We start from the raw sequence: 18,856 nt of genomic DNA, 5'->3' as shown, positions 1-18,856 counted from the left end.
AGCCCCGCGACTCAGCCCCGGCGGCGCAGCACCCGCAGCGAGTCCGTGACCGAGACCTCCTCGAAGTCCCCCGACTCCAGCGCGCGGAGGTAGATCCGGTACGGCGCCTGGCCGCCGTCCTCCGGGTCCGGGAAGACGTCGTGGATGACCAGCAGGCCCCCGGGGGCGACCTTCGGGGCCCAGCCCTCGTAGTCGTTGCCGGCGTGCTCGTCCGTGTGCCCGCCGTCGATGAACACGAACCCGAGCTGTCCGCCCCACACCTTCGCGACCTGCGGCGACCGCCCCACCACGGCGATCACGTGCTCTTCGAGCCCCGCCTTGCGCAGCGTCCGCCGGAACGTCGGCAGGGTGTCCATGAGCCCCACCTCGGGGTCGACCACCGTCTCGTCGTGGTACTCCCACCCCGGCTGCTGCTCCTCGCTGCCCCGGTGGTGGTCCACGGTCACCGCGACGGTCCCCGCCTGCCGCGCCACGTCGGCCAGCAGGATCGTGGAGCGCCCGCAGTACGTGCCGACCTCCAGGAGCGGCAGCCCGAGCTTCGCGGCCTCCGTGGCCGCCGCGTACAGGGCGAGCCCCTCACCGACGGGCATGAAGCCCTTGGCGGCCTCGAAGGCGGCGAGGATCTCGGGCGCGGGCTCGGACATGGTGACTCCTACTGGCGGGTACGCGGCTGACGGCGCCCATCGTGCCCTACGCGTCGCACTCGAACCACACCGTCTTCCCGTCGGCCCGCTCGTCGACCCCCCACCGGTCCGTCACGGCCTCCACCAGGACCAGCCCCCGCCCGCCCGCGTCCAGCGGACCGGCCGCCTTCGCGTACAGGGCCCCGGGCACGCCGTCGGCGACCTCGACCCGGAGGCCGTACGGCTCCCGCAGGATCAGCACCGCGCAACGCCGGCCGGGCACGTGCCGGACGACGTTGGCGACGAGCTCGGTCAGCGCGAGGCCCGCGGAGTCGGCCAGCCGGTCGAGCTCCCACCGCGTGAGGAACATGCGGAGGATGCGGCGCATGTGACCCGCGGAGTGGTCACCGACGGTGAACCGCATGCGGTAGCTCGTCGCAAGTGCCGCAGGGTAGAGGTCTGTTGCCTGATTCATGCCACCAGAGTGGGTGGCGTTCGTTACGCTCGGCTACGGCCTGAACACAACGCCTCACCGCGTGAGCTTGGGGGTGACCTCGCCGTGGTCAACATCCGCAGCCTGGATCCGAGTGCTTCGCCACTGGACTACTACGGATACGAACTCCGCCGCCTGAGAGAGGAGGCGGGGCTCAGTCAGTCGCAGCTCGGGGACGTCCTCTTCTGCACGGGCTCCCTGGTCGGCCAGGTCGAGACGGCGAGAAAGGTCCCGACCAGGGAGTTCTCGGAGCGGCTCGACGCGGCGCTGATGACGGGCGGGCTCTTCACCCGGCTGGTGGGGCTGGTGTTGAAGAGTCAACTGCCGTCGTGGTTCAGGCCGTACGCGGACATGGAGGCGCGGGCGACGTACCTCTGCTCGTTCCAGGTGCAGGTGGTGCACGGATTGCTCCAGACGAAGGGCTACGCCCGGGCCCTGATGGGGGCGAGGGTCGAAAGCGATCTCGACGGGATGGTCGCCGCCCGCATCGAGCGCCAGCGGATCATGGACCGCGAGAACCCGCCGCTGTTCTGGGTCGTCCTGAGCGAGGCGGCGCTGCACCAGGAGGTCGGCGGGCGGACGGTGATGCGGGAGCAACTCGACCACCTGTTGGGGATGCAGGATCGCGAGTGGGTGAAGATCCAGATCCTTCCCTTCGAGGTCGGTGCGCACGCGGGCTCGCACGGCTCGTTCACTCTCCTCCGCTTCGAGAGCGACCCCGACCTCGTCTACACCGAGGACTTCGTCCAGGGGCACATGACCGTGGATTCGGCCGCGTTCAGGGAGGGGTCGCTCCGTTACGATCACCTGCGAGCGGCCGCTCTGTCGGTGGAGGACTCGACCACGCTGATCACCCGCGTCATGGAGGAACACTATGGAGACCAACCGGAGCCTGGCGGGAGCGAGCTGGCGTAAGTCCTCGTACAGCGGGGACAACGGCGGTGAGTGCATCGAGGTCGCCGACCTGGCTGCCCACATCGCTGTCCGTGACTCCAAGAACCCCGAAGGCCCCGCCTTCCTCGCCACCCCCGCCGCATTCACGGCCTTCGTGACGGCCGCCGCCGAGGGACGTATCGGCGGTCGCTGATCATGGCGACCCTCATAGGGACGATGATCCTCGCCATCGGCCTGCCGGCCTGGGCGGGGATCACGTACGTCGGGCTGGTCCGGGCCCGCCGGGGCGACGAGCTGCCCCCGCTCCCGCCGCCCCGGCGCCGCCGCACGCCCGCCAGGAAGGCCGCCTGGGTCGCGGGGCTCGCCTACCTCGCGGGGGGTGCGGTGCACCTGTACGGCCTCTCGTACATGCCGTTCCTCCAGCCGGAGGACGCGTGCTGGTTCGGCGTGGGGATCATGGACTCCCCGGACTCCAGCAGCGCGCTGCCCGTGAGCCTGGTGTGTCACGGCATCGAGGTCGTCCCGTGGTGGGTCAACCCGGGGCTCCTCGTCCTCGCGGTCACTGCCGTCACCGCGACCGTCACGAGCGCGGTCCTCGCGTGGCGGGGATCCGCCTCCCGCGGGGTCAGCTGACGGGGCGGTCGCCGTCCGCTGCGGCCAGGACCGCCACCAGCTTCCGCACGCCCGCCTTCCATTCCTCGCCGTCCGACTCCTCCCAGAGTTCGAGCAGTTCGGACGGCTCGGTGAGGATCCGGTCCAGGGCCGCCACGGCCTGCGGGCGCAGGTCGGCCGGGAGGGTCGGCAGGGGTTCCTTCGGGGCGTACGAGGTGGTGACGGGGTCGCCGCCGGGGCACTGGGCGGCGAGGAGGGCCGCCGAGGCGATCGCCTCGTCCGCCAGGTCCGCGTCCAGGTACGCGTCGCCGGTGTCGATCACCTCGCGGAAGGCCGTGCGCAGCACCTCGGCCTTCTTCTCCGCCGGGGCCTCGTCCACCCGGTACGAGAAGTCGGCGGCGGTGTCGTTGTCGAAGGGGCCGATGTCCCAGGTGCCCATGGCGTGCTCGCTCTCTCCGTGCGCGGTCGTTCCGCTGTACCGACAGAGTGGCAGGCACCACTGACAACGCCCTTCCGGTGTCGGTGGCCTGTGCTTGGATCCCGGTCATGACGACGGACGAAGACCTGGCCGACCAGGGCGACACGCGGGGCGCGGACGGCGCGTGCGACTCTCCCCGGATGTGGATCGGGGCGGTCCCCTCGCTCGACCCGGAGGGGCAGGAGGTGATCCTGGACCTCGACCAGGCCGCCGCCGACCCCGGTGAGCGCCTGGCGCTTCTCCTCCTGAACCGGGGGCACGAGGGTGAGGAAGGGGTCTTCTATCTGCTCCGGGACGACCTGTCCGCGCGCTACGAGCGGACCGCCGGCCGGCTCACCGTGACGCTGCTCGCCCGCCGCGAGGTGCTCGCACACGACCTGCGGTCGCATCCGGAGGAGGTGCGCGCGGAGCTGGACGCGCTGGCGGCGGATCCGCTCGACGCCGACCGGGTCGTCCTGCTGCGGCGTGGGCTGAGCACCGGCTTCGTCCCGGCCGCGCGGGACGGGGAGTGGCCGCCGGTCCTCCTCCTGGACCACGCCGGGGGCCCGGTGTCCGGTCCCATCGGGCTGCCGGCTCTGCTCGCTCTGTTCGAGAGGGGGGAGGCAGGCCTCGCGGTCGTCGACGCGCAACTGGTCGACACGGAAAGGTAGTTCCGCCCCGCCTGCTACCAGACCCAGAAGCCGCCGAGGATCGACGTACGGCCGGTCTCGTCCGTGCCGATCATGTGGGCCGACTCGGGGCCCCTGCTCGAACCGTCGTCCAGCGGGACGACGAAGCGGTGCCGCCCGAAGCGAAGGGCGATGATCCGGTCGGGATCCAGCTCGGAGTCGTCGACGGTCTCGCCGATGTAGTTGCGCATGAGGTCGAGCGAGCCGGGTTCGGGGAAGCGCCACTCGCTGCCGTCGTACACCCCGACGGGGTCGGCCAGGCACCGGAGCACCGGGCCGTCGAAGTGCAGCTCGACGTAGTCGCGCACGAAGGACACGGCGCTGACCTCGTGGCCGATGAGCAGTCGGATCGGGTCGCCGTCCGGGACGTCGCTGATGTTCATGAGTTCATGGTGCAGGACTCCCGGCCCGGATCCTCCGTCCATTCCCGTATCTGACCTTCCGTCAGAATGGAACGTGTTCTAGTCTGCCGCGCATGGGCATCGCCATCACGCACGAACAGCGGGAGCTCGCCCGATCCGTCCGGGGCTGGCTCCAACGCGCCGTACCGCCCGAGGAGGTCCGCAAGCACCTGGACGTCCCCGACACCGCCACCGGACGGCCGGTCTACTGGGACGCCGCCGCCAGGCAGGGACTCCTCGGAGTGCACCTGCCCGAGGAGTGCGGGGGAGGGGGCGGCGATCTCGGCGACCTCGTCGTGGTCGTGGAGGAGGCCGCGAGGGCGCTCCTGCCGGGGCCCTACCTGCCCTCCGTCCTCGCCGCCGAACTGCTCCGCAGGGCCGGGGAGACGGAGCTCGCCGCCGCCCTCGCGAGCGGGGAGCGGATCGGCGCCGTGGCCCTCCCCGGGACCGGTGCGGAACTGGGGCCCGCCGGGACCGGTGACGGCCCCGACAGCACCGGACCCGGCACCCTCACCGCCGTCCGCACCGCCGGCGGCCACCTCCTCGACGGCGCCGCGCCCCCCGTCCTCGGCGGCGCCCAGGCCGATCTCGTCATCCTGCGCGCCGCCACCGCCGACGGCTCCGTCTGGCTCGCCGTCGACACCGACGGCCTCACCGTCCGGCCCCACGAGAGCGCCGACCCCACCCGCCCCACCGCCGCGATCACCGCCCGGAACCACCACGTACCCGCCGCCCGCGAGCTCGCCCTCGACACCGCCCTCGTCCACGACCTCGCCGCCGTCCTCTTCGCCGCCGACGCCTGCGGCACCGCCGCCCGCGCCGTCGAGACCGCCGCCGAACACGCCCGCACCCGCGAGCAGTTCGGCCGCCCCATCGGACAGTTCCAGGGCGTCAAACACCTCTGCGCCGACATGCTCGTCCGGCTCGAACAGGCCCGCGCCCTCACCTGGGACGCCGCCAGGGCCGGCGACGACGACGCCCGCCCCCTCACCGCCGCGCTCGCCGCCGCCACCGCGCTCGACACCGCGTTCGGCTGCGCCAAGGACTGCATCCAGATCCTCGGCGGCACCGGGTTCACCTGGGAGCACGACGCCCATCTGCTGCTCCGCCGCGCCCTCGTCGCCCGCCAGCTCCTCGGCACCGGCGACCGGCACCGGCTCGACGCCCTCCGGCACGCCGCCACCGGCGTCCGCCGCGGCCTCCGGCTCGACCTGCCGCCCGAGGCCGACCCGTACCGCGAGGCCGCCCGCGAGGCCGTCGCCCCCGCCGTCGGGCTCGACCCGGCCGCCGCCCGCCGCGCCCTCGCCCCCACCGGCTACGCCGCCCCGCACCTCCCGGAGCCGTACGGCCTCGGCGCCGGCCCCCTCCAGCAGCTCGCCGTCCAGCGCGCCCTGGACGAGGCCGGGATCACCGTCGCCGGGCTCGGCATCGCCACCTGGGTCGTGCCGTCCCTCCTCGCCCACGGCACCCCCGCCCAGCAGGACGAGCACCTCGGCCCGACCCTGCGCGGCGAGCGCCTCTGGTGCCAGCTCTTCTCCGAGCCCGGCGCCGGCTCCGACCTGGCCTCCCTCCGCACCCGAGCCGAGCGCACCGAGGACGGCCGCTGGCGGATCAACGGCCAGAAGGTGTGGACGAGCGCCGCCCAGTGGGCCCACCACGGCATCCTGCTCGCCCGTACCGACCCGGCCGCCCCCAAGCACAAGGGCCTCACCTACTTCCTCGTCGACATGCGGAACACCCCCGGGATCGACGTACGGCCGCTCAAGGAGATCACCGGGGAGTCCCTCTTCAACGAGGTCTGGTTCGACGACGCGATCCTCCCCGCCGACGCCGTCGTCGGCGAGGTCGACGACGGCTGGCGGGTCGCCCGCAACACCCTCGGCAACGAGCGCGTCCACATGGCCGACCAGGTCGCCTTCGACACCGGCCTCGAAGCCGTCATCGCGAGGGCGGACCGGGTCGACAGCTCCGTACGGGTACGGATCGGGGCCCTGCTCGCCGAGGCGCACGCGCTCGCCTGCATCGGCCTGCGCACCACCCTGCTCCAGGTGTCCGGACTCGAACCCGGCGCGGGCGCCAGCGTCCGCAAGCTCGTCCAGACCCTCCACCAGCAGAAGCTCGCCGAACTCACCCTCGAACTCCTCGGCCCGGAAGGCGCCGTGCGCGAGGGACCCGGCGAACGGGCCGTCCACGGCCTGCTCATGTCCCGCTGCCTCACCATCGCGGGCGGCACCACACAGGTACAGCTCAATGTCGTCGCCGAGCGGCTGCTCGGCCTGCCGAGAGACTGAGGGGGAACCGAAGATGGGCAAGGCGTACGTCGTCGGCGTCGGGATGACCCGGTTCGAGAAGCCCGAGACCCGGGACTGGCAGTACTGGGACATGGTCAAGGAGGCCGGAACCGCCGCACTCGCCGACGCGGGAGTCCCCTACGCGCGCGTGGAGCAGGCCGCCGTCGGCTACTGCTTCCAGGCCTCCACCGCCGGACAGCGCGCCGTGTACGCACTCGGGCTCTCCGGCATCCCCGTCTACAACCTCAACAACAACTGCGCCACCGGCTCCACCGCCCTCATGACCGCCCGCCAGTTCGTCGAGGGCGGCATCGCCGACTGCGTCCTCGCCGTCGGCTTCGAGAAGATGAGCCGGGGCGCCCTCGGCGGCGGATCGGGCGCCGGGGACTTCACGACCTCGCCTGTCGCCCGGCACTACGGGATCATGGCCGCCGGCCACGGCTTCGAGGCGAGCCCGCCCACCGCGCAGATCTTCGGCAACGCCGCCCGCGAGCACATGGAGCGGTACGGGACGACCGAGGCGCAGCTCGCGGCCGTCGGCGCCAAGAACCACCGGCACTCGGCGAACAACCCCAACGCCCAGTTCCAGGACGTCTACACGGTCGAGGAGATCCTCGCCGCCAAGACCGTCCACCGGCCGCTCACCAAGCTCCAGTGCTCGCCCACCTCGGACGGCGCCGCCGCGGCCGTCGTCGTCTCCGAGCGCTTCGCCGACGAGCACGGGCTGCGGGACCGGGCGGTGGAGATCGCCGGACAGGCGATGACCACCGACACCGAGGAGTCCTTCGCCTCGGGCTCCTGCATCGACGCCGTCGGCCGGCCGATGTCCCGGGCCGCCGCCCGGCAGGCGTTCGACCGCGCCGGGCTCGGCATCGAGGACGTCGACGTGGTCGAGCTGCACGACTGCTTCTCCATCAACGAACTCCTCACGTACGAGGCGCTCGGCATGTGCGAGGAGGGCGCCTCCGGCAAACTCGTCGAGTCCGGCGCGACGACGTACGGCGGCCGCTGGGTCGTGAACCCCTCGGGCGGCCTCATCTCCAAGGGCCACCCGCTGGGCGCGACCGGCCTGGCGCAGGCCGCCGAACTCGTCTGGCAGCTGCGGGGCGAGGCGGGGCCGCGGCAGGTGACGGGGGCCCGGGTCGGGCTCGCGCACAACATCGGCCTGGGCGGGGCGGCGGTGGTGACCCTGCTGCGCAGGTCGTAGGACCATCTCCCCATGTACGGGGCGGATGCGGTCTGCGACCATGACATCCATGCCGCAGACCGACTCCGCACCGACGACCTCCGCCACCCCCTCCCCACCCGCCCCCCGCGCCTGGGCGGTCGTCCTGACCGCCTGCGCGGGCCAGTTCCTCGTCGTCCTCGACGTCTCCGTCGTGAACGTGGCGCTGCCGTCGATGCGGACCGACCTCGGACTCTCGGCGCTCGGTCTGCAATGGGTCCTCAACGCCTACGCCATCGCCTTCGCCGGCTTCATGCTGCTCGGCGGACGCGCCTCCGACCTCTACGGGCGGAAGGCGATGTTCCTCCTCGGGCTCGGGCTCTTCACCGCCGCCTCGGTCGCGGGCGGCCTCGCCCAGGAGGGCTGGCAACTCGTCGCCGCCCGCGCCGCGCAGGGCCTCGGCGCGGCCGTCCTCTCGCCCGCCACGCTGACCCTGATCACCGCGGCCGTCCCCGCCGGAGCCGCCCGCACCCGGGCCATCGGCACCTGGACCGCGGTCGGCGCGGCCGGCGGCGCGGCGGGCGGCTTCGTCGGCGGCGTCCTCGTCGACCTGCTGTCCTGGCGCTGGGTCCTGCTCATCAACGTCCCCGTCGGCGTCGTCGTCCTCGCGGGCGCGCTGCTCTGGCTCCGCGAGTCCCGCACCGGCGCCGGCCGCCGCCTCGACCTGCCCGGCGCGGTCCTCGTCACCGCGGGGCTCGCCACCCTGGCGTACGGCATCGTCCAGACCGAGGAGGCGGGCTGGACGGCCCCGGCGACCCTGCTCACCCTCCTCGGCGGGCTGGTGCTCCTCGGGGCGTTCGTCGTCGTGGAGGCCCGCACGGCGGAACCGCTGATGCGGCTGGGGATCTTCCGCAACCGCGCGGTGTCGGCGGCCAACGCGTCGATCCTGCTGTGCGGTTCGGCCTCCTTCGGCATGTGGTTCTTCATGACCACCTACGCGCAGAGCGTCCTCGCGTACACCCCGCTCCAGGCGGGTCTCGCCCTGGTCCCCAGCTCCCTCAGCGTGGTCCTGGGCTCCAAGCTTGCCCCGTACCTGATGCCGATCGTCGGCGCGCGGAACCTGGCCGTGGCCGGGGCCCTCGTCGGGGCGGCGGGCTTCGCCTGGCAGTCGACCCTCACGGCCGACGGCACGTTCCTCGGGACGATCCTCGGCCCGGGCATCCTCATGATGGCCGGGATAGGCCTGGCCACCACCCCGCTGGCCGCCCTCGCCACCTCCGGCGCCGCCCCGTCCGACGCGGGCCTCGTCTCGGGCCTGGTCAACACCTCCCGCACGATGGGCGGCGCGCTGGGCCTCGCGGTGCTCTCGACGATCGCCGCCGCGGCCACCCCCGCCGCCACCCCGGGCGCACCGGACCCGGCGTCCCTCGTCCCCGGGTACGCGATGGCCTTCCGGGTGGCGACGGGCGTGCTGGTCGGGGCGGCGGCGCTGATGCTCCTCTGGCTCCCCCGGCAGGCGAGGACGGCGACCGCCCGCGGGTGACAATGCGCGGGTGATATCGATCAAGAACAGAATCAGAACCTCCGTGACCGCGCTGGCCGTCGGCGCGTCCCTCCTCGTCGCACCGTCGGCCTCGGCGGAACCGGTCCTGGCCGTCACCACCGGCCCCGTGTTCAACGACCCGAACAGCACCGACGCCTCCGCGCGGGGACGCATCCTCTCCCACCTGGCGGGGCTCGTCGACGGCGCGGAGTCGGGGTCGACGATCCGGATCTCCCTGTACCTCTTCCACTCCGTGTACCTGGCCAACAAGCTGGGCGACGCCCACAAGCGGGGCGTCACCGTCCAGGTCGTCGTCGACGCGGACAGCAGGTCCACCGGCCTGGAGACGCTGAAGACCCGGCTGGCGGACCCGGCGGGCAGCCCCGGCTCCTGGGTGCGGACCTGCAAGCCGGAGGAGGCCTGCCTGGCGCTGGACCCGGGCACCACGGCGGCGGACCCGAACGGCACGTACGACAACGTCAACCACAACAAGTTCTTCCTCTTCTCCCGCACCAAGGGCAAGGGAGACGTGTTCGTCGACGACGTGGTCGTGCAGGGCTCCGGGAACCTCACGAGCCAGGACACCGACGACTGGTGGAACGACGCGCTGACCGTCGTCGGCAACACGGAGCTGTTCGCCGCGTACACCCGGTACGCCGACGACCTCGCGGCGGCCGCCGCCGGGCAGGCGCCGCAGGTCGCGGACTACGCGCACGACACCCAGGCGGGCAAGGCGAAGGTCTACTTCTTCCCGCGGTCGAGCACCGACACGGTCGTCAACATCCTCGCGACGGTGGCGCCGGTCGCCACCCCGGACTCCTGCACGGGCAACTCCGCGGGCTTCGGCACCCCGGACGGCCGTACGAAGATCCGCATCGCCCAGGGCCACATCACCCGCACCGAGGTGGCCAGGAAGCTGTGGGAACTCGCCCAGGCCGGGTGCGACATCGAGATCGTCTACCGGTCGCTCGACAACTGGACGGCCGACGACACGCCCATGGGGCAGGTCGCCAACTGGCTGACCAGGCCCGTGACGGGCAAGGGCCGCATCACCCTGCACCAGCTCGACAACGACAAGCGCGGCGGCTCCGACTCCCACACCAAGTACCTGCTGGTCGAGGGCACGTACAACGGCGGCCCGGACAAGAAGATCGTCTTCACCGGCAGCCACACCTACACGACGACGGCGCTCAAGTACAACGACGAGACGCTGCTCAAGTACGAGGACACCCCGGTCTTCGACGCGTACGTGAAGAACTTCGAGGCCCAGCGCGCGGCGGCGCTCGCCGGCCTGTAGCCGCCGGGAGCTACAGCCACCCCTGGCGGCGGGCCGCCCTGACCGCCTCCATGCGGTTGCGCGTGCCCGTCTTGCCGATGGCCGACGACAGGTAGTTGCGGACCGTCGACTCCGAGAGGTGGAGGGCCGCCGCGATGTCCGCGATCGTGGCGCCGTCCACCGCCGCCGCCAGGGCGTCCCGTTCGCGGCCCGTCAGCGGATTGGGCCCCGCGCCGAGCGCCGCGGCCGCGAGGGCCGGGTCGATCACCGTCTCACCCCGCAGGACCTGACGGATCGACTCGGCCAGCTCCTCCACCGGCCCGTCCTTCACCAGGAAGCCCGCCGCACCCGCCTCCATCGCACGGCGCAGATACCCGGGCCGGCCGAAGGTCGTGAGGATCAGGACCCGGCAGTCCGGGGCCTCCGTGCGCAGGTCCGCCGCCGCGTCCAGACCCGAACGGCCCGGCAGCTCGATGTCGAGCAGCGCGACGTCGGGCCGCGCGAGCAGCGCCGCGTCCACGATCTCGTCACCCCGCCCGACCTGTGCGACGACCTCCATGTCGTGCTCCATCCCGAGCAGCAGGGCCAGCGCCCCGCGCATCATCCCCTGGTCCTCCGCCAGCAGCAGACGGATCATGTCGTCGGCACCCCCTCGCACTCGTGCGGGCCGGGGGTCTCCACGGGGAGCTCCGCGGTGACCCGGAACCCGCCCCGCGGAGCCGGTCCCGAGTCAAGAGTGCCGCCTGCCGCCGCCACCCGCTCGCGCAGGCCCCGCAGACCGCTGCCCGCGATGCCGTCGGCCCCCGGCGCGCGGCCGGCCGGGCCCCGGCCGTCGTCGGTGACGGTGAGGCGGACCCGGTCGGCGGTGCCCTCCAGGGCGAACACGCAGCGGGTGGCGCCGCTGTGCCGCACCGCGTTCGTCGTGGACTCCCGCACCACCCAGCTGAGCAGGGCCTCCGTCTGCGGCTCCAGGAGCGGGCCCGAGCGGCGTACGACCGGCTCGATGCCGGCCGAGGACAGCGCGTCGCGCGCCCGGTCCAGTTCGGTGGCGAGGCTGCCCTCGCGGTAGCCGGTGACGGCCTCTCTGATCTCGGTGAGCGCCTGTCGGCCGACCGCCTCGATGTCCGCCACCTGGGCGAGGGCCGCGTCGAGGTCGCGCGGCGCGAGCCGGCGTACGACCTCCGACTTCACCACGATCACCGAGAGCGTGTGGCCGAGCAGGTCGTGCAGGTCGCGGGAGAACCGCAGCCGCTCCTTCTCGACGGCGGCCGTGGCCAGTTCCTCCCGGGTCGCCCGCAGCTGCCGGACCGATTCGTCGAGCGCGAGGATCGCCGCCGTCACCATCACGGACATGAACGTGCCGTACACGACGCCGATGGAGTCCCAGCCGTCCCGCCAGAACGTCACCACCCCCACCGCCACGACGAGCGGGGGGCTCACCCACCGCAGCAGCGGCCCGTGCCGCACCACCGCCCCGACCGCGAGGCCCAGGAGCGGGAACAGGAGCAGCCACTCCCTCCCGTACCCGACGGCGAGCGCGAAGGTCAGCACCCCGAGCGCGGTGAGGAGCCCCCAGGTCAGCGGCGTCTCCCGGCTGGGCGGGTGGCAGGCGCGGAAGACGATCGCGATGTAGAGGGTGTTGAAGGCGAGCAGCCCGAAGCCGCCGATCCACGGGTTGGGGGCCTGGCCGCCGAGCAGATGGGAGAGCGCGCCCAGGCCCATCAGCAGCCAGGGGAGGAGGCTGAGCCCGTTCGGGCCCCGCTCCCACTGCTGCTGGTCGCGCAGCGCCCTGGCGCCCCGCCGGATGGTCCCCATCGCCGTCCCCCTCACACCGTCCTCGCCGAACGACGGTACGAGACCGCCGCGTACGTGCCGAAGAGCGCCGCCCACCCGAGCAGGACGGCCGGGGCCGCCGCCCCCGGCGCCGTCCCCTCCGTCACCGCCACGCCCAGCTCGGCGAACCGGTTCGTCGGCGTGAGCTCGGAGACCGTGCGGAGCCAGTCGGGGAAGAGCGCGACGGGGAACCACAGTCCGCCCACCACCGCGAGCCCCAGGTTGCAGGCGACGTTCACGACCCCGGTCGTCTGCGCGGTGAGCCGGTAGCCGTTGCCGAGGCCGAGCAGGGTGAAGGGGAGCGAGCCCAGCCAGAGCGTCAGGGCGACCGCTCCCCACTGCCAGGCGGCCATGCGCACGCCGTTGGCGAGCGCGCCCGCCAGGAGGACCGCGGCGATCGCGGGGAGGACGACCACCGCCCCGGTCAGGGCGCGGCCGGTCACCACCTGGAGGGGCGTCATGGGGGTGATGCGCAGCTGGCGCAGCCAGCCCGTGGTCTTGTCCTCGGCGACCCCGTTGCCGACGGACAGCGCGGCCCCGAGGGCCCCGTACGCCGCCATCCCGACCATCGCGGCCTTCTTGTACGGGCCGTCGTCCCCGTCGCCGAGGTTGGTGAAGAGCAGGTACATCATCACGGGGACACCGACGGTGGAGATGACGAATCCGGCCTCGCGCAGGGCGCGGCGGACTTCGAGGCGGACGTAGGCGGTGATCATCGGGCGGGCTCCAGTCGTTCGCCGGTCCGGTGGGACAGGGTGAGGAAGGCGTCGTGCAGGGAGGCCCGGGTGACCTCCAGGGAGCGGATCGCGTCCCGCGCGGCGAGGGCGCGGACGGTGGCGTCCGAGTCCTCGGTGCGCAGCCGGGCGCGGTCCTTCCGGACCTCGACGGAGGTGACTCCGGGCAGCGCCGTCAGCCACTCCGTCGGGCTGCCCGCCAGGTCGAAGGAGACCAGGCTGCCGCCGGCGGCCCGCTTGAGCTCCTCGCCGGTTCCGTCGGCGACGATCCGGCCGGCGTCGAGGACGACGATCCGGTCGGCGTACGCGTCGGCCTCCTCCAGGTAATGGGTGGAGAACAGGACGGTGTTCCCCCGCCGTGCGTAGCCGTGCATGGCCTCCCAGAACTCCTGGCGGGCCTCGACGTCGAGGGCCGAGGTCGGTTCGTCCAGGACGACCAGCTCGGGGTTGCCGACGAGCGCGATCGCGAAGCGGACCCGCTGCGCCTGGCCTCCGGAGAGCCGGGCCACCCGGCGCTCGGCGAACCCGGTGAGTCCGGCGAGGGCGAGGGCCTCGGCGACCGGCATCGGCGCCGGGTAGGTCCGGGCCACGAAGGACACGACCTCGCGGACGGTCACCCGGGGGGTGGCCTGGCCCTCCTGGAGCATGGCGCCGACCCGGCCGGCCGCGACGGCGAGGGCCGGGGCCCCGCCGAAGAGTTCGACGTGGCCGCTGTCGGGCTCGTCGAGGCCGAGGAGCAGGCTCACGGTGCTCGACTTCCCGGCGCCGTTGCGGCCGAGCAGGGCCACCGTCTCGCCGCGCCGGACGGTGAGGTCGATCCCGTCGAGGGCGCGGGCGGCGCCGTACGTCTTCGTCGCGGCCCGGAAGGCGACCGCCGGTGCGTGCGTCAGGTCCTTCGTCATGCGTCGACGGTACGAACCGGGGGCCGCCGCCCGGCAGGCGCTGATGTACGGACCTGGCCGTGACAAATGTACCGGGCCCCGTCTCTGACGTACCGTCAGGTGACGGCTGCCGGGAGGGTTCCCAACTCCTGCCGCCTGGGCTATACATGGGGACCACCGACCTAGAACGCGTTCTAGAACGGCCGCGTACGGGACGGTTCCCGCACGGCCTCGGTGCGGCCGACGGTGCGGACGGCCGCGCCGAGGTCTTCACCGCCACGAGGAGCAGCAGCCCGATGCCCATCGACCCCGCAAAGGCCGTCGCCGCCGAACCCCGCAGCGCCGAGATCTCCTGGGACCACAAGGACGTCCAGCTCTACCACCTGGGACTGGGCGCCGGAATCCCGGCGACCGACCCCGACGAGCTCCGCTACACCCTCGAATCCCGGCTCCACGTCCTGCCCAGCTTCGCGACCGTCGCGGGCGCCGGCATGGGCGTCGTCGGCGGGCTCTCCGCCCCCGGCATCGACATCGACCTCGCCGCCGTCCTGCACGGCGGCCAGACGGTCACCCTCCACCGCCCCGTCCCCGTCTCCGGCCGCGCCGTCTCCACCTCCCGCGTCGCCGCCGTGTACGACAAGGGCAAGGCCGCCGTCCTCGTCCTGCGCTCCGAGGCCTCCGACGCCGACGGCCCGCTCTGGACCAGCGACGCCCAGATCTTCGTCCGCGGCGAAGGCGGCTGGGGCGGCGACCGCGGCCCCTCCGAGCGCCTCGCGCTCCCCGAACGCGCGCCCGACGCCACCGTCGAACGGCCGATCCGCGAGGAACAGGCCCTGCTCTACCGGCTCTCCGGCGACTGGAACCCGCTCCACGCCGACCCCGAGTTCGCCAAGCTCGCCGGCTTCGACCGGCCGATCCTGCACGGGCTCTGCTCGTACGGCATGACCCTCAAGGCGGTGGTGGACACGGTGCTCGGCGGGGACGTCGCCCGGGTCCGCTCCTACCGCACGCGCTTCGCCGGGATCGTCTTCCCGGGCGAGACCCTGCGCATCCGGATGTGGGCCGGGGACGGCCGCGTCCAGGTGGCGGTGACGGCCGTGGAGCGCGACGACGCCTCCGTCCTCGCCGACACCCTCGTCGAACACTCCTGATCGCCCGATCGCCTGATTGGAGCCGCACCATGCGCGCAGCCGTACTGCACGAGATCGGCCAGGACAAGCTCGAAGTCGTCGACGACGTCGAGGCGGTGGGCTTCGGCCCGGGCAAGGTGAAGATCCGGGTCCGCGCCACCGGCCTCTGCCACTCCGACGTCTCCGCGATGAGCGGCGTCCTCCCGCAGCCCGCCCCCTTCATCCCCGGCCACGAGGGCGCGGGAGAGATCCTCGACGTCGGCGACGGCGTCACCGGACTCACCCCGGGCCAGCGGGTACTGCTCTGCTGGCTGCCCGCCTGCGGCAGCTGTCCCGCCTGCAAGCGCGGCCAGACCCAGCTCTGCCTGGCCGGGTTCATGAACGCCGGCACGCCCAACTTCAAGCGCCCCGGCGGTGACGTCTTCGGCTTCGCCGGCACCGGCACCTTCACCGAGGAGGTCGTCGTCGACGCGGGATGCGCCGTCCCGATCCCCGACGACGTGCCCTTCGACATCGCCGCCCTCATCGGCTGCGGCGTCACCACCGGACTCGGCGCCGCCATCAACACGGCCAAGGTGGAAGCCGGTTCGTCGGTCGCCGTCATCGGCTGCGGAGGCGTCGGCATCTCCGCGATCCAGGGCGCCAAGCTCCAGGGCGCCGCCCAGATCGTCGCCGTCGACCCCGTCGCGTCGCGCCGCGAGGCCGCGCTGCGCTTCGGCGCCACCGAGGCCGTCGCCCCGGACGCGCTCGCCGACGCCAAGCAGCGGATCACCGCAGGCGAGGGCTTCGACTACGTCTTCGAGGTCGTCGGCAAGTCCGCCACCGCCCGCACCGCGTACGAGAACACCCGGCGCGGCGGCACCCTCTGCGTCGTCGGCGCGGGCGCGATGGACGACAACCTCCAGCTCAACATGTTCGAGCTGTTCTTCGACGAGAAGCGGATCCTGCCCTCCATGTACGGCGGCGGCGACGTCCTGCGCTCCTACGAGCGGGCCATCGCGCTCTGGCGGGCCGGCCGCATCGACCTGGAGTCGCTCATCACCCACCGCGTACCGCTCGCGGGCATCAACGAGGCCCTGGAGCAGATGCGGACCGGCGCGGCCCTCCGTACCTGCATCGAGATCTGAGAGGACTCCCGCGAGATGTCACTCCCCCTTGAGGGCCTGAGCGCGATCGTCACCGGCGCCGGGCGCGGCCTCGGCCGCGCCGAGGCCCTGGAACTGGCCCGGCTCGGCGCGGCCGTCGTCGTCAACGACTACGGGCAGCCCGGCCGCGACGGCTCGGGCGCCGCCTCCGCCGCGCCCGCCGAGGAGGTCGCGGAGGAGATCCGCGCGACGGGCGGCAGGGCCGTCGCGCACCTCGGCGACATCGCCGACTTCGAGACCGCGCGGACCCTGATCGACCTGGCCGTGGCCGAGTTCGGCAAACTGGACGTCCTCGTCAACAATGCGGGCATCCTGCGCGACCGGATGGTCTTCTCGATGAGCGAGGAGGAGTGGGACTCGGTCATCCGGGTCCACCTCAAAGGCCACTTCAACACCACGCACTTCGCGGCGGTGCACTGGAGGACCCGGGCCAAGGCGGGGGAGACCGGCGTCTACGGCCGGATCGTCAACACCTCCTCCGAGGCCTTCCTCGCCGGCTCGGCCGGCCAGCCGAACTACGCGGCCGCCAAGGGCGGCATCGTGGGCCTGACGACGTCCACGGCCCTCGCGCTCGCCCGGTACGGGGTGACGGCGAACGCCATCTGCCCCCGGGCACGCACCCGGATGACCGAGGACGTCTTCGCCGGCTTCGCCGAGCCGACGGCCGAGGGAGACCTCGACCCGCTGTCCCCCGAGCACGTGGCGCCGCTCGTCGGCTACCTCGCCTCCCCGGCGGCGGCCGGGGTCAACGGCCAACTGCTCGTCGTGCACGGCGGAATGGTCGCGATCGTGGACCGGCCGCGGGTGGCGGCCAAGTTCGACACGGCCAAGGAGGCGTTCACGTACGAGGAACTGGACGGCCTCCTGAGCCCGCACTACGCGTCCCGCCCCGCGGGCGAGACCTTCGCGGCCTCCGAGGTCCTCGGCCTGAAGAAGGGCTGAGGACCGGGGACGACCCCCGGCCGGGGTGCGGCCCGGCCGGGGGACGGTGGGGAGCACGAAGGGCCCCGGGGTGACCCGGGGCCCTTCGTCCTGCCTGGTACCGCTCGTTACTGCGAGACGGGCTCGCGGCGGTGGCGGCCGTGCGGGGAGGACGCGGAGTCCTCCGTCGGCGCGGCGTCCCCGCGGTGCTTGCCGGAGCCGTTCGGCTCCTGCCCGTCCGTGCTGGTTTCCGACATGGTCGAACTCACCCCGTAGACATCGGTCGTGCTGTGCAGCCCGAGAGTCTAGCCAGCCGGTTTCCCGTCCGTGAGAGGAGCCTGCTGCAACGGCACGGGACGGCACACCCGGGGCCCCTCGGCAGCCGCGCCACCCCCCGCCGCGGGCCCCGCGACGACCGCGTCGGGCGCCGGCTCCGGCTCCGGCGGCGCCTCCACGTCCGCGAGACCGCAGGGCGCCCCGGCCGTCACGTACGGCAGCCGGAGCACGCCCCCGGCCGTCCACAGCCCCGTACCGGCCAGCCACCCCACGGGTGCGGCCAACTGGCCCATCCGCCGGGACATCGGCTGCCACGTCCCCACCCAGCTGCCGCCCGCCGCGTCGATCCGCAGCGCGACCGCGCAGGTCTCGGGCATCAGCACCTGCCCCGGCTGGACGGCGAACGGCGTCACCGCCGCGTCGTCGAGCCGCAGGCACTCCGGGAAGCGCACCGGCAGCAGACTGCCGAGCACACCCCAGCCGAGCCGGTCGTGCCCCGGCGCGTCCGAACGGAGCAGCAGCAGCCCGCTGTCCGGGTCCGCCAGAAGCAGCCGGTCGTCGCTGTCCTCGGTGATCTGCAGCAGCGGCGTCACCTCCCCGCCCCGCTCCAGGTCGACGGCGACCGCCTTCACCGGACCGCCGTCGAGCCGCCGGTCGAGCGCGAGCATCCGGCCCGTGCGGTCCAGCCACACCCCGCCCGTGCACCGGCCCCTGACCTCCGCGACCCGCTCAGGACCGAAGGCCCCGCCCGCGACCAGCCACAGCGTGGTCGTCTCGGGACCGACGCACATCGCGTACGCGCCGATGCCGTCCGGCGAGGGCGGCAGCAGCACCAGCCGCTCGGAGCCCGGGGCCTCCACCGCGCCCAGCGGGAGCTCCCCGGTGGCCGGGCCCGTGGGGTAGAGCAGCGAGAACGTGTTCCGCCGCCCGTCCACGCGGCGGGCCACCAGGACCCGGCCGTCGGCCAGCGGCAGCAGCTGGGTGCCGGGCTCCTCCGGCTGGTCGAGGGGGAGCGGGACGGCGTACGGCTCCGGGCCGTCGAGGGTCCACCTCTCCGCGTACAGGGCGTCCCCGCCGCCCGCGAGCCTGGCCGCGTACGCGCCGTTCGCCGTGATCGTGAGACCCGCAGTGAACTCCGTCGCCCGGGCGCCGCGGCCGGGGTGCTCCCCGTCGCGGCCGTCGTCCTCGGCCGCGGTCTCGATGGCACACGCTGTCATCGACTCGTCACCTCCGGCCACGAAGCTAGTTTTCGCACTTCCAGCCGAACAACACGAGCAGGGTCACTTCACACATAAGGGTGGCTGTGCGGCGGTTCTGCTGAGGGGTGGGGGGCGCGTGTGCTGGAGTTGCCCGTGATGAGTAAGGTAAGGCGAACCTAAACGGAGGCTGTGACTCCGGCCGGCCCGCTCCGGTCGGAACCCGCGGCTCCGGCCGATCACCCCGGACGGAGCCCCTCCCGCACCTCCGGCCGGTCGCGCCCGTCTCCCCGCCA

General features: G+C 73.3%; 21 protein-coding genes. 11 read left to right on the top strand and 10 right to left on the bottom strand.

Features of this window, described 5'->3' with window-relative positions; translation table 11 throughout:
* Positions 1-11: 11 nt before the first annotated feature.
* Positions 12-644 (bottom strand): class I SAM-dependent methyltransferase, encoded by a 633-nt coding sequence (locus tag AMK27_RS35320; protein WP_073917576.1) that lies wholly within the window; start codon positions 642-644, stop codon positions 12-14.
* Between the two features lie 46 nt (positions 645-690).
* Positions 691-1,098 carry an ATP-binding protein gene (locus AMK27_RS35315; RefSeq protein ID WP_073917574.1) on the bottom strand — a complete coding sequence of 136 codons (408 nt, stop codon included), beginning with the start codon at positions 1,096-1,098 and terminating at the stop codon, positions 691-693.
* Positions 1,099-1,182: 84 nt separating this feature from the next.
* On the opposite strand from AMK27_RS35315, the gene AMK27_RS35310 reads away from it, so the two are divergent.
* Genes AMK27_RS35310 through AMK27_RS35300 form a run of 3 tightly spaced genes read left to right on the top strand, consistent with a single transcriptional unit; the run spans position 1,183 to position 2,643 of the window.
* On the top strand, positions 1,183-2,031 hold the full coding sequence (locus AMK27_RS35310) for a helix-turn-helix domain-containing protein (RefSeq protein WP_073917573.1): 849 nt from the start codon (positions 1,183-1,185) through the stop codon (positions 2,029-2,031).
* A complete protein-coding gene (locus AMK27_RS35305; RefSeq protein ID WP_073917571.1) occupies positions 1,991-2,203 on the top strand; it encodes a DUF397 domain-containing protein in 213 nt (70 codons plus the stop codon). Before AMK27_RS35310 ends, AMK27_RS35305 begins: the two co-directional genes overlap by 41 nt.
* A gap of 2 nt (positions 2,204-2,205) precedes the next feature.
* Positions 2,206-2,643, top strand: coding sequence for a hypothetical protein (locus tag AMK27_RS35300; RefSeq protein ID WP_073917570.1), 438 nt, complete (start codon positions 2,206-2,208; stop codon positions 2,641-2,643).
* On the opposite strand, the gene AMK27_RS35295 is transcribed toward AMK27_RS35300, so the two are convergent.
* The gene (locus AMK27_RS35295; RefSeq protein WP_073917568.1) at positions 2,636-3,061 is read right to left on the bottom strand and encodes a DUF4259 domain-containing protein; all 426 of its coding nucleotides are present in this window, start codon (positions 3,059-3,061) and stop codon (positions 2,636-2,638) included. The two genes, AMK27_RS35300 and AMK27_RS35295, sit on opposite strands and share 8 nt — an antisense overlap.
* 107 nt (positions 3,062-3,168) lie before the next feature.
* Between AMK27_RS35295 and AMK27_RS35290 the strand changes: the two genes are divergently transcribed.
* Positions 3,169-3,750, top strand: coding sequence for a hypothetical protein (locus AMK27_RS35290; RefSeq protein WP_079188690.1), 582 nt, complete (start codon positions 3,169-3,171; stop codon positions 3,748-3,750).
* 14 nt (positions 3,751-3,764) lie between these two features.
* Here AMK27_RS35290 and AMK27_RS35285 read toward each other — a convergent pair whose 3' ends face one another.
* Positions 3,765-4,151: a hypothetical protein gene (locus AMK27_RS35285; protein ID WP_073917926.1), complete on the bottom strand. Its 387-nt coding sequence runs from the start codon at positions 4,149-4,151 to the stop codon at positions 3,765-3,767.
* Between the two features lie 92 nt (positions 4,152-4,243).
* On the opposite strand from AMK27_RS35285, the gene AMK27_RS35280 reads away from it, so the two are divergent.
* The 4 genes from AMK27_RS35280 to AMK27_RS35265 are packed head-to-tail and all read left to right on the top strand — an operon-like array spanning position 4,244 to position 10,465.
* Positions 4,244-6,460 carry an acyl-CoA dehydrogenase gene (locus tag AMK27_RS35280; RefSeq protein WP_073917566.1) on the top strand — a complete coding sequence of 739 codons (2,217 nt, stop codon included), beginning with the start codon at positions 4,244-4,246 and terminating at the stop codon, positions 6,458-6,460.
* A gap of 13 nt (positions 6,461-6,473) precedes the next feature.
* Complete coding sequence (locus AMK27_RS35275) at positions 6,474-7,667, top strand: lipid-transfer protein (RefSeq protein ID WP_073917565.1); 1,194 nt, start codon at positions 6,474-6,476, stop codon at positions 7,665-7,667.
* A gap of 40 nt (positions 7,668-7,707) precedes the next feature.
* Complete coding sequence (locus tag AMK27_RS35270) at positions 7,708-9,168, top strand: MFS transporter (RefSeq protein WP_073917563.1); 1,461 nt, start codon at positions 7,708-7,710, stop codon at positions 9,166-9,168.
* A gap of 10 nt (positions 9,169-9,178) precedes the next feature.
* Positions 9,179-10,465 carry a phospholipase D-like domain-containing protein gene (locus AMK27_RS35265; protein WP_107425747.1) on the top strand — a complete coding sequence of 429 codons (1,287 nt, stop codon included), beginning with the start codon at positions 9,179-9,181 and terminating at the stop codon, positions 10,463-10,465.
* Positions 10,466-10,475: 10 nt separating this feature from the next.
* Here the strand turns inward: AMK27_RS35265 and AMK27_RS35260 are convergent, their stop codons facing one another.
* From AMK27_RS35260 to AMK27_RS35245, 4 genes are read right to left on the bottom strand one after another with little or no spacing between them, the layout of a single operon-like run.
* Positions 10,476-11,081 (bottom strand): response regulator transcription factor, encoded by a 606-nt coding sequence (locus AMK27_RS35260; RefSeq protein ID WP_073917922.1) that lies wholly within the window; start codon positions 11,079-11,081, stop codon positions 10,476-10,478.
* Positions 11,078-12,259: a sensor histidine kinase gene (locus tag AMK27_RS35255; RefSeq protein ID WP_073917562.1), complete on the bottom strand. Its 1,182-nt coding sequence runs from the start codon at positions 12,257-12,259 to the stop codon at positions 11,078-11,080. Before AMK27_RS35255 ends, AMK27_RS35260 begins: the two co-directional genes overlap by 4 nt.
* A gap of 11 nt (positions 12,260-12,270) precedes the next feature.
* Positions 12,271-12,993 (bottom strand): ABC transporter permease, encoded by a 723-nt coding sequence (locus tag AMK27_RS35250; RefSeq protein ID WP_073917560.1) that lies wholly within the window; start codon positions 12,991-12,993, stop codon positions 12,271-12,273.
* Entirely contained in the window at positions 12,990-13,913 is a 924-nt protein-coding gene (locus AMK27_RS35245) for an ABC transporter ATP-binding protein (protein WP_073917558.1), read from the bottom strand. The genes AMK27_RS35250 and AMK27_RS35245 overlap by 4 nt, the downstream gene beginning before the upstream one ends.
* A gap of 275 nt (positions 13,914-14,188) precedes the next feature.
* On the opposite strand from AMK27_RS35245, the gene AMK27_RS35240 reads away from it, so the two are divergent.
* Genes AMK27_RS35240 through AMK27_RS35230 form a run of 3 tightly spaced genes read left to right on the top strand, consistent with a single transcriptional unit; the run spans position 14,189 to position 17,109 of the window.
* Positions 14,189-15,043 (top strand): MaoC/PaaZ C-terminal domain-containing protein, encoded by an 855-nt coding sequence (locus AMK27_RS35240; protein ID WP_073917556.1) that lies wholly within the window; start codon positions 14,189-14,191, stop codon positions 15,041-15,043.
* A gap of 29 nt (positions 15,044-15,072) precedes the next feature.
* Positions 15,073-16,149 carry a Zn-dependent alcohol dehydrogenase gene (locus AMK27_RS35235; protein WP_073917555.1) on the top strand — a complete coding sequence of 359 codons (1,077 nt, stop codon included), beginning with the start codon at positions 15,073-15,075 and terminating at the stop codon, positions 16,147-16,149.
* 15 nt (positions 16,150-16,164) lie between these two features.
* Complete coding sequence (locus AMK27_RS35230; RefSeq protein WP_073917553.1) at positions 16,165-17,109, top strand: 3-oxoacyl-ACP reductase; 945 nt, start codon at positions 16,165-16,167, stop codon at positions 17,107-17,109.
* A 107-nt stretch (positions 17,110-17,216) separates the two neighbouring features.
* On the opposite strand, the gene AMK27_RS44245 is transcribed toward AMK27_RS35230, so the two are convergent.
* The gene (locus AMK27_RS44245; protein WP_274535758.1) at positions 17,217-17,345 is read right to left on the bottom strand and encodes a hypothetical protein; all 129 of its coding nucleotides are present in this window, start codon (positions 17,343-17,345) and stop codon (positions 17,217-17,219) included.
* 48 nt (positions 17,346-17,393) lie between these two features.
* Positions 17,394-18,581, bottom strand: a complete 1,188-nt coding sequence (locus AMK27_RS35225) for a hypothetical protein (RefSeq protein WP_198955993.1) — start codon at positions 18,579-18,581, stop codon at positions 17,394-17,396.
* Between the last annotated feature and the right edge of the window lie 275 nt (positions 18,582-18,856).

Source organism: Streptomyces sp. CB02009 (assembly GCF_001905825.1).
In the GTDB taxonomy this organism is placed as follows: Bacteria; Actinomycetota; Actinomycetes; order Streptomycetales; family Streptomycetaceae; genus Streptomyces.
This window is presented reverse-complemented; position numbering and strand designations above follow the sequence as displayed.

Coding starts and splice junctions, on each gene's coding strand:
- AMK27_RS35230 (WP_073917553.1), top strand. CDS start 16,165: ATGTCACTCCCCCTTGAGGGCCTGAGCGCGATCGTCACCGGCGCCGGG.
- AMK27_RS35255 (WP_073917562.1), bottom strand. CDS start 12,259: ATGGGGACCATCCGGCGGGGCGCCAGGGCGCTGCGCGACCAGCAGCAG.
- AMK27_RS35245 (WP_073917558.1), bottom strand. CDS start 13,913: ATGACGAAGGACCTGACGCACGCACCGGCGGTCGCCTTCCGGGCCGCG.
- AMK27_RS35315 (WP_073917574.1), bottom strand. CDS start 1,098: ATGAATCAGGCAACAGACCTCTACCCTGCGGCACTTGCGACGAGCTAC.
- AMK27_RS35275 (WP_073917565.1), top strand. CDS start 6,474: ATGGGCAAGGCGTACGTCGTCGGCGTCGGGATGACCCGGTTCGAGAAG.
- AMK27_RS35300 (WP_073917570.1), top strand. CDS start 2,206: ATGGCGACCCTCATAGGGACGATGATCCTCGCCATCGGCCTGCCGGCC.
- AMK27_RS35240 (WP_073917556.1), top strand. CDS start 14,189: ATGCCCATCGACCCCGCAAAGGCCGTCGCCGCCGAACCCCGCAGCGCC.
- AMK27_RS35280 (WP_073917566.1), top strand. CDS start 4,244: ATGGGCATCGCCATCACGCACGAACAGCGGGAGCTCGCCCGATCCGTC.
- AMK27_RS35250 (WP_073917560.1), bottom strand. CDS start 12,993: ATGATCACCGCCTACGTCCGCCTCGAAGTCCGCCGCGCCCTGCGCGAG.
- AMK27_RS35285 (WP_073917926.1), bottom strand. CDS start 4,151: ATGAACATCAGCGACGTCCCGGACGGCGACCCGATCCGACTGCTCATC.
- AMK27_RS35270 (WP_073917563.1), top strand. CDS start 7,708: ATGACATCCATGCCGCAGACCGACTCCGCACCGACGACCTCCGCCACC.
- AMK27_RS35290 (WP_079188690.1), top strand. CDS start 3,169: ATGACGACGGACGAAGACCTGGCCGACCAGGGCGACACGCGGGGCGCG.
- AMK27_RS35260 (WP_073917922.1), bottom strand. CDS start 11,081: ATGATCCGTCTGCTGCTGGCGGAGGACCAGGGGATGATGCGCGGGGCG.
- AMK27_RS35305 (WP_073917571.1), top strand. CDS start 1,991: ATGGAGACCAACCGGAGCCTGGCGGGAGCGAGCTGGCGTAAGTCCTCG.
- AMK27_RS35225 (WP_198955993.1), bottom strand. CDS start 18,581: ATGACAGCGTGTGCCATCGAGACCGCGGCCGAGGACGACGGCCGCGAC.
- AMK27_RS35235 (WP_073917555.1), top strand. CDS start 15,073: ATGCGCGCAGCCGTACTGCACGAGATCGGCCAGGACAAGCTCGAAGTC.
- AMK27_RS44245 (WP_274535758.1), bottom strand. CDS start 17,345: ATGTCGGAAACCAGCACGGACGGGCAGGAGCCGAACGGCTCCGGCAAG.
- AMK27_RS35295 (WP_073917568.1), bottom strand. CDS start 3,061: ATGGGCACCTGGGACATCGGCCCCTTCGACAACGACACCGCCGCCGAC.
- AMK27_RS35320 (WP_073917576.1), bottom strand. CDS start 644: ATGTCCGAGCCCGCGCCCGAGATCCTCGCCGCCTTCGAGGCCGCCAAG.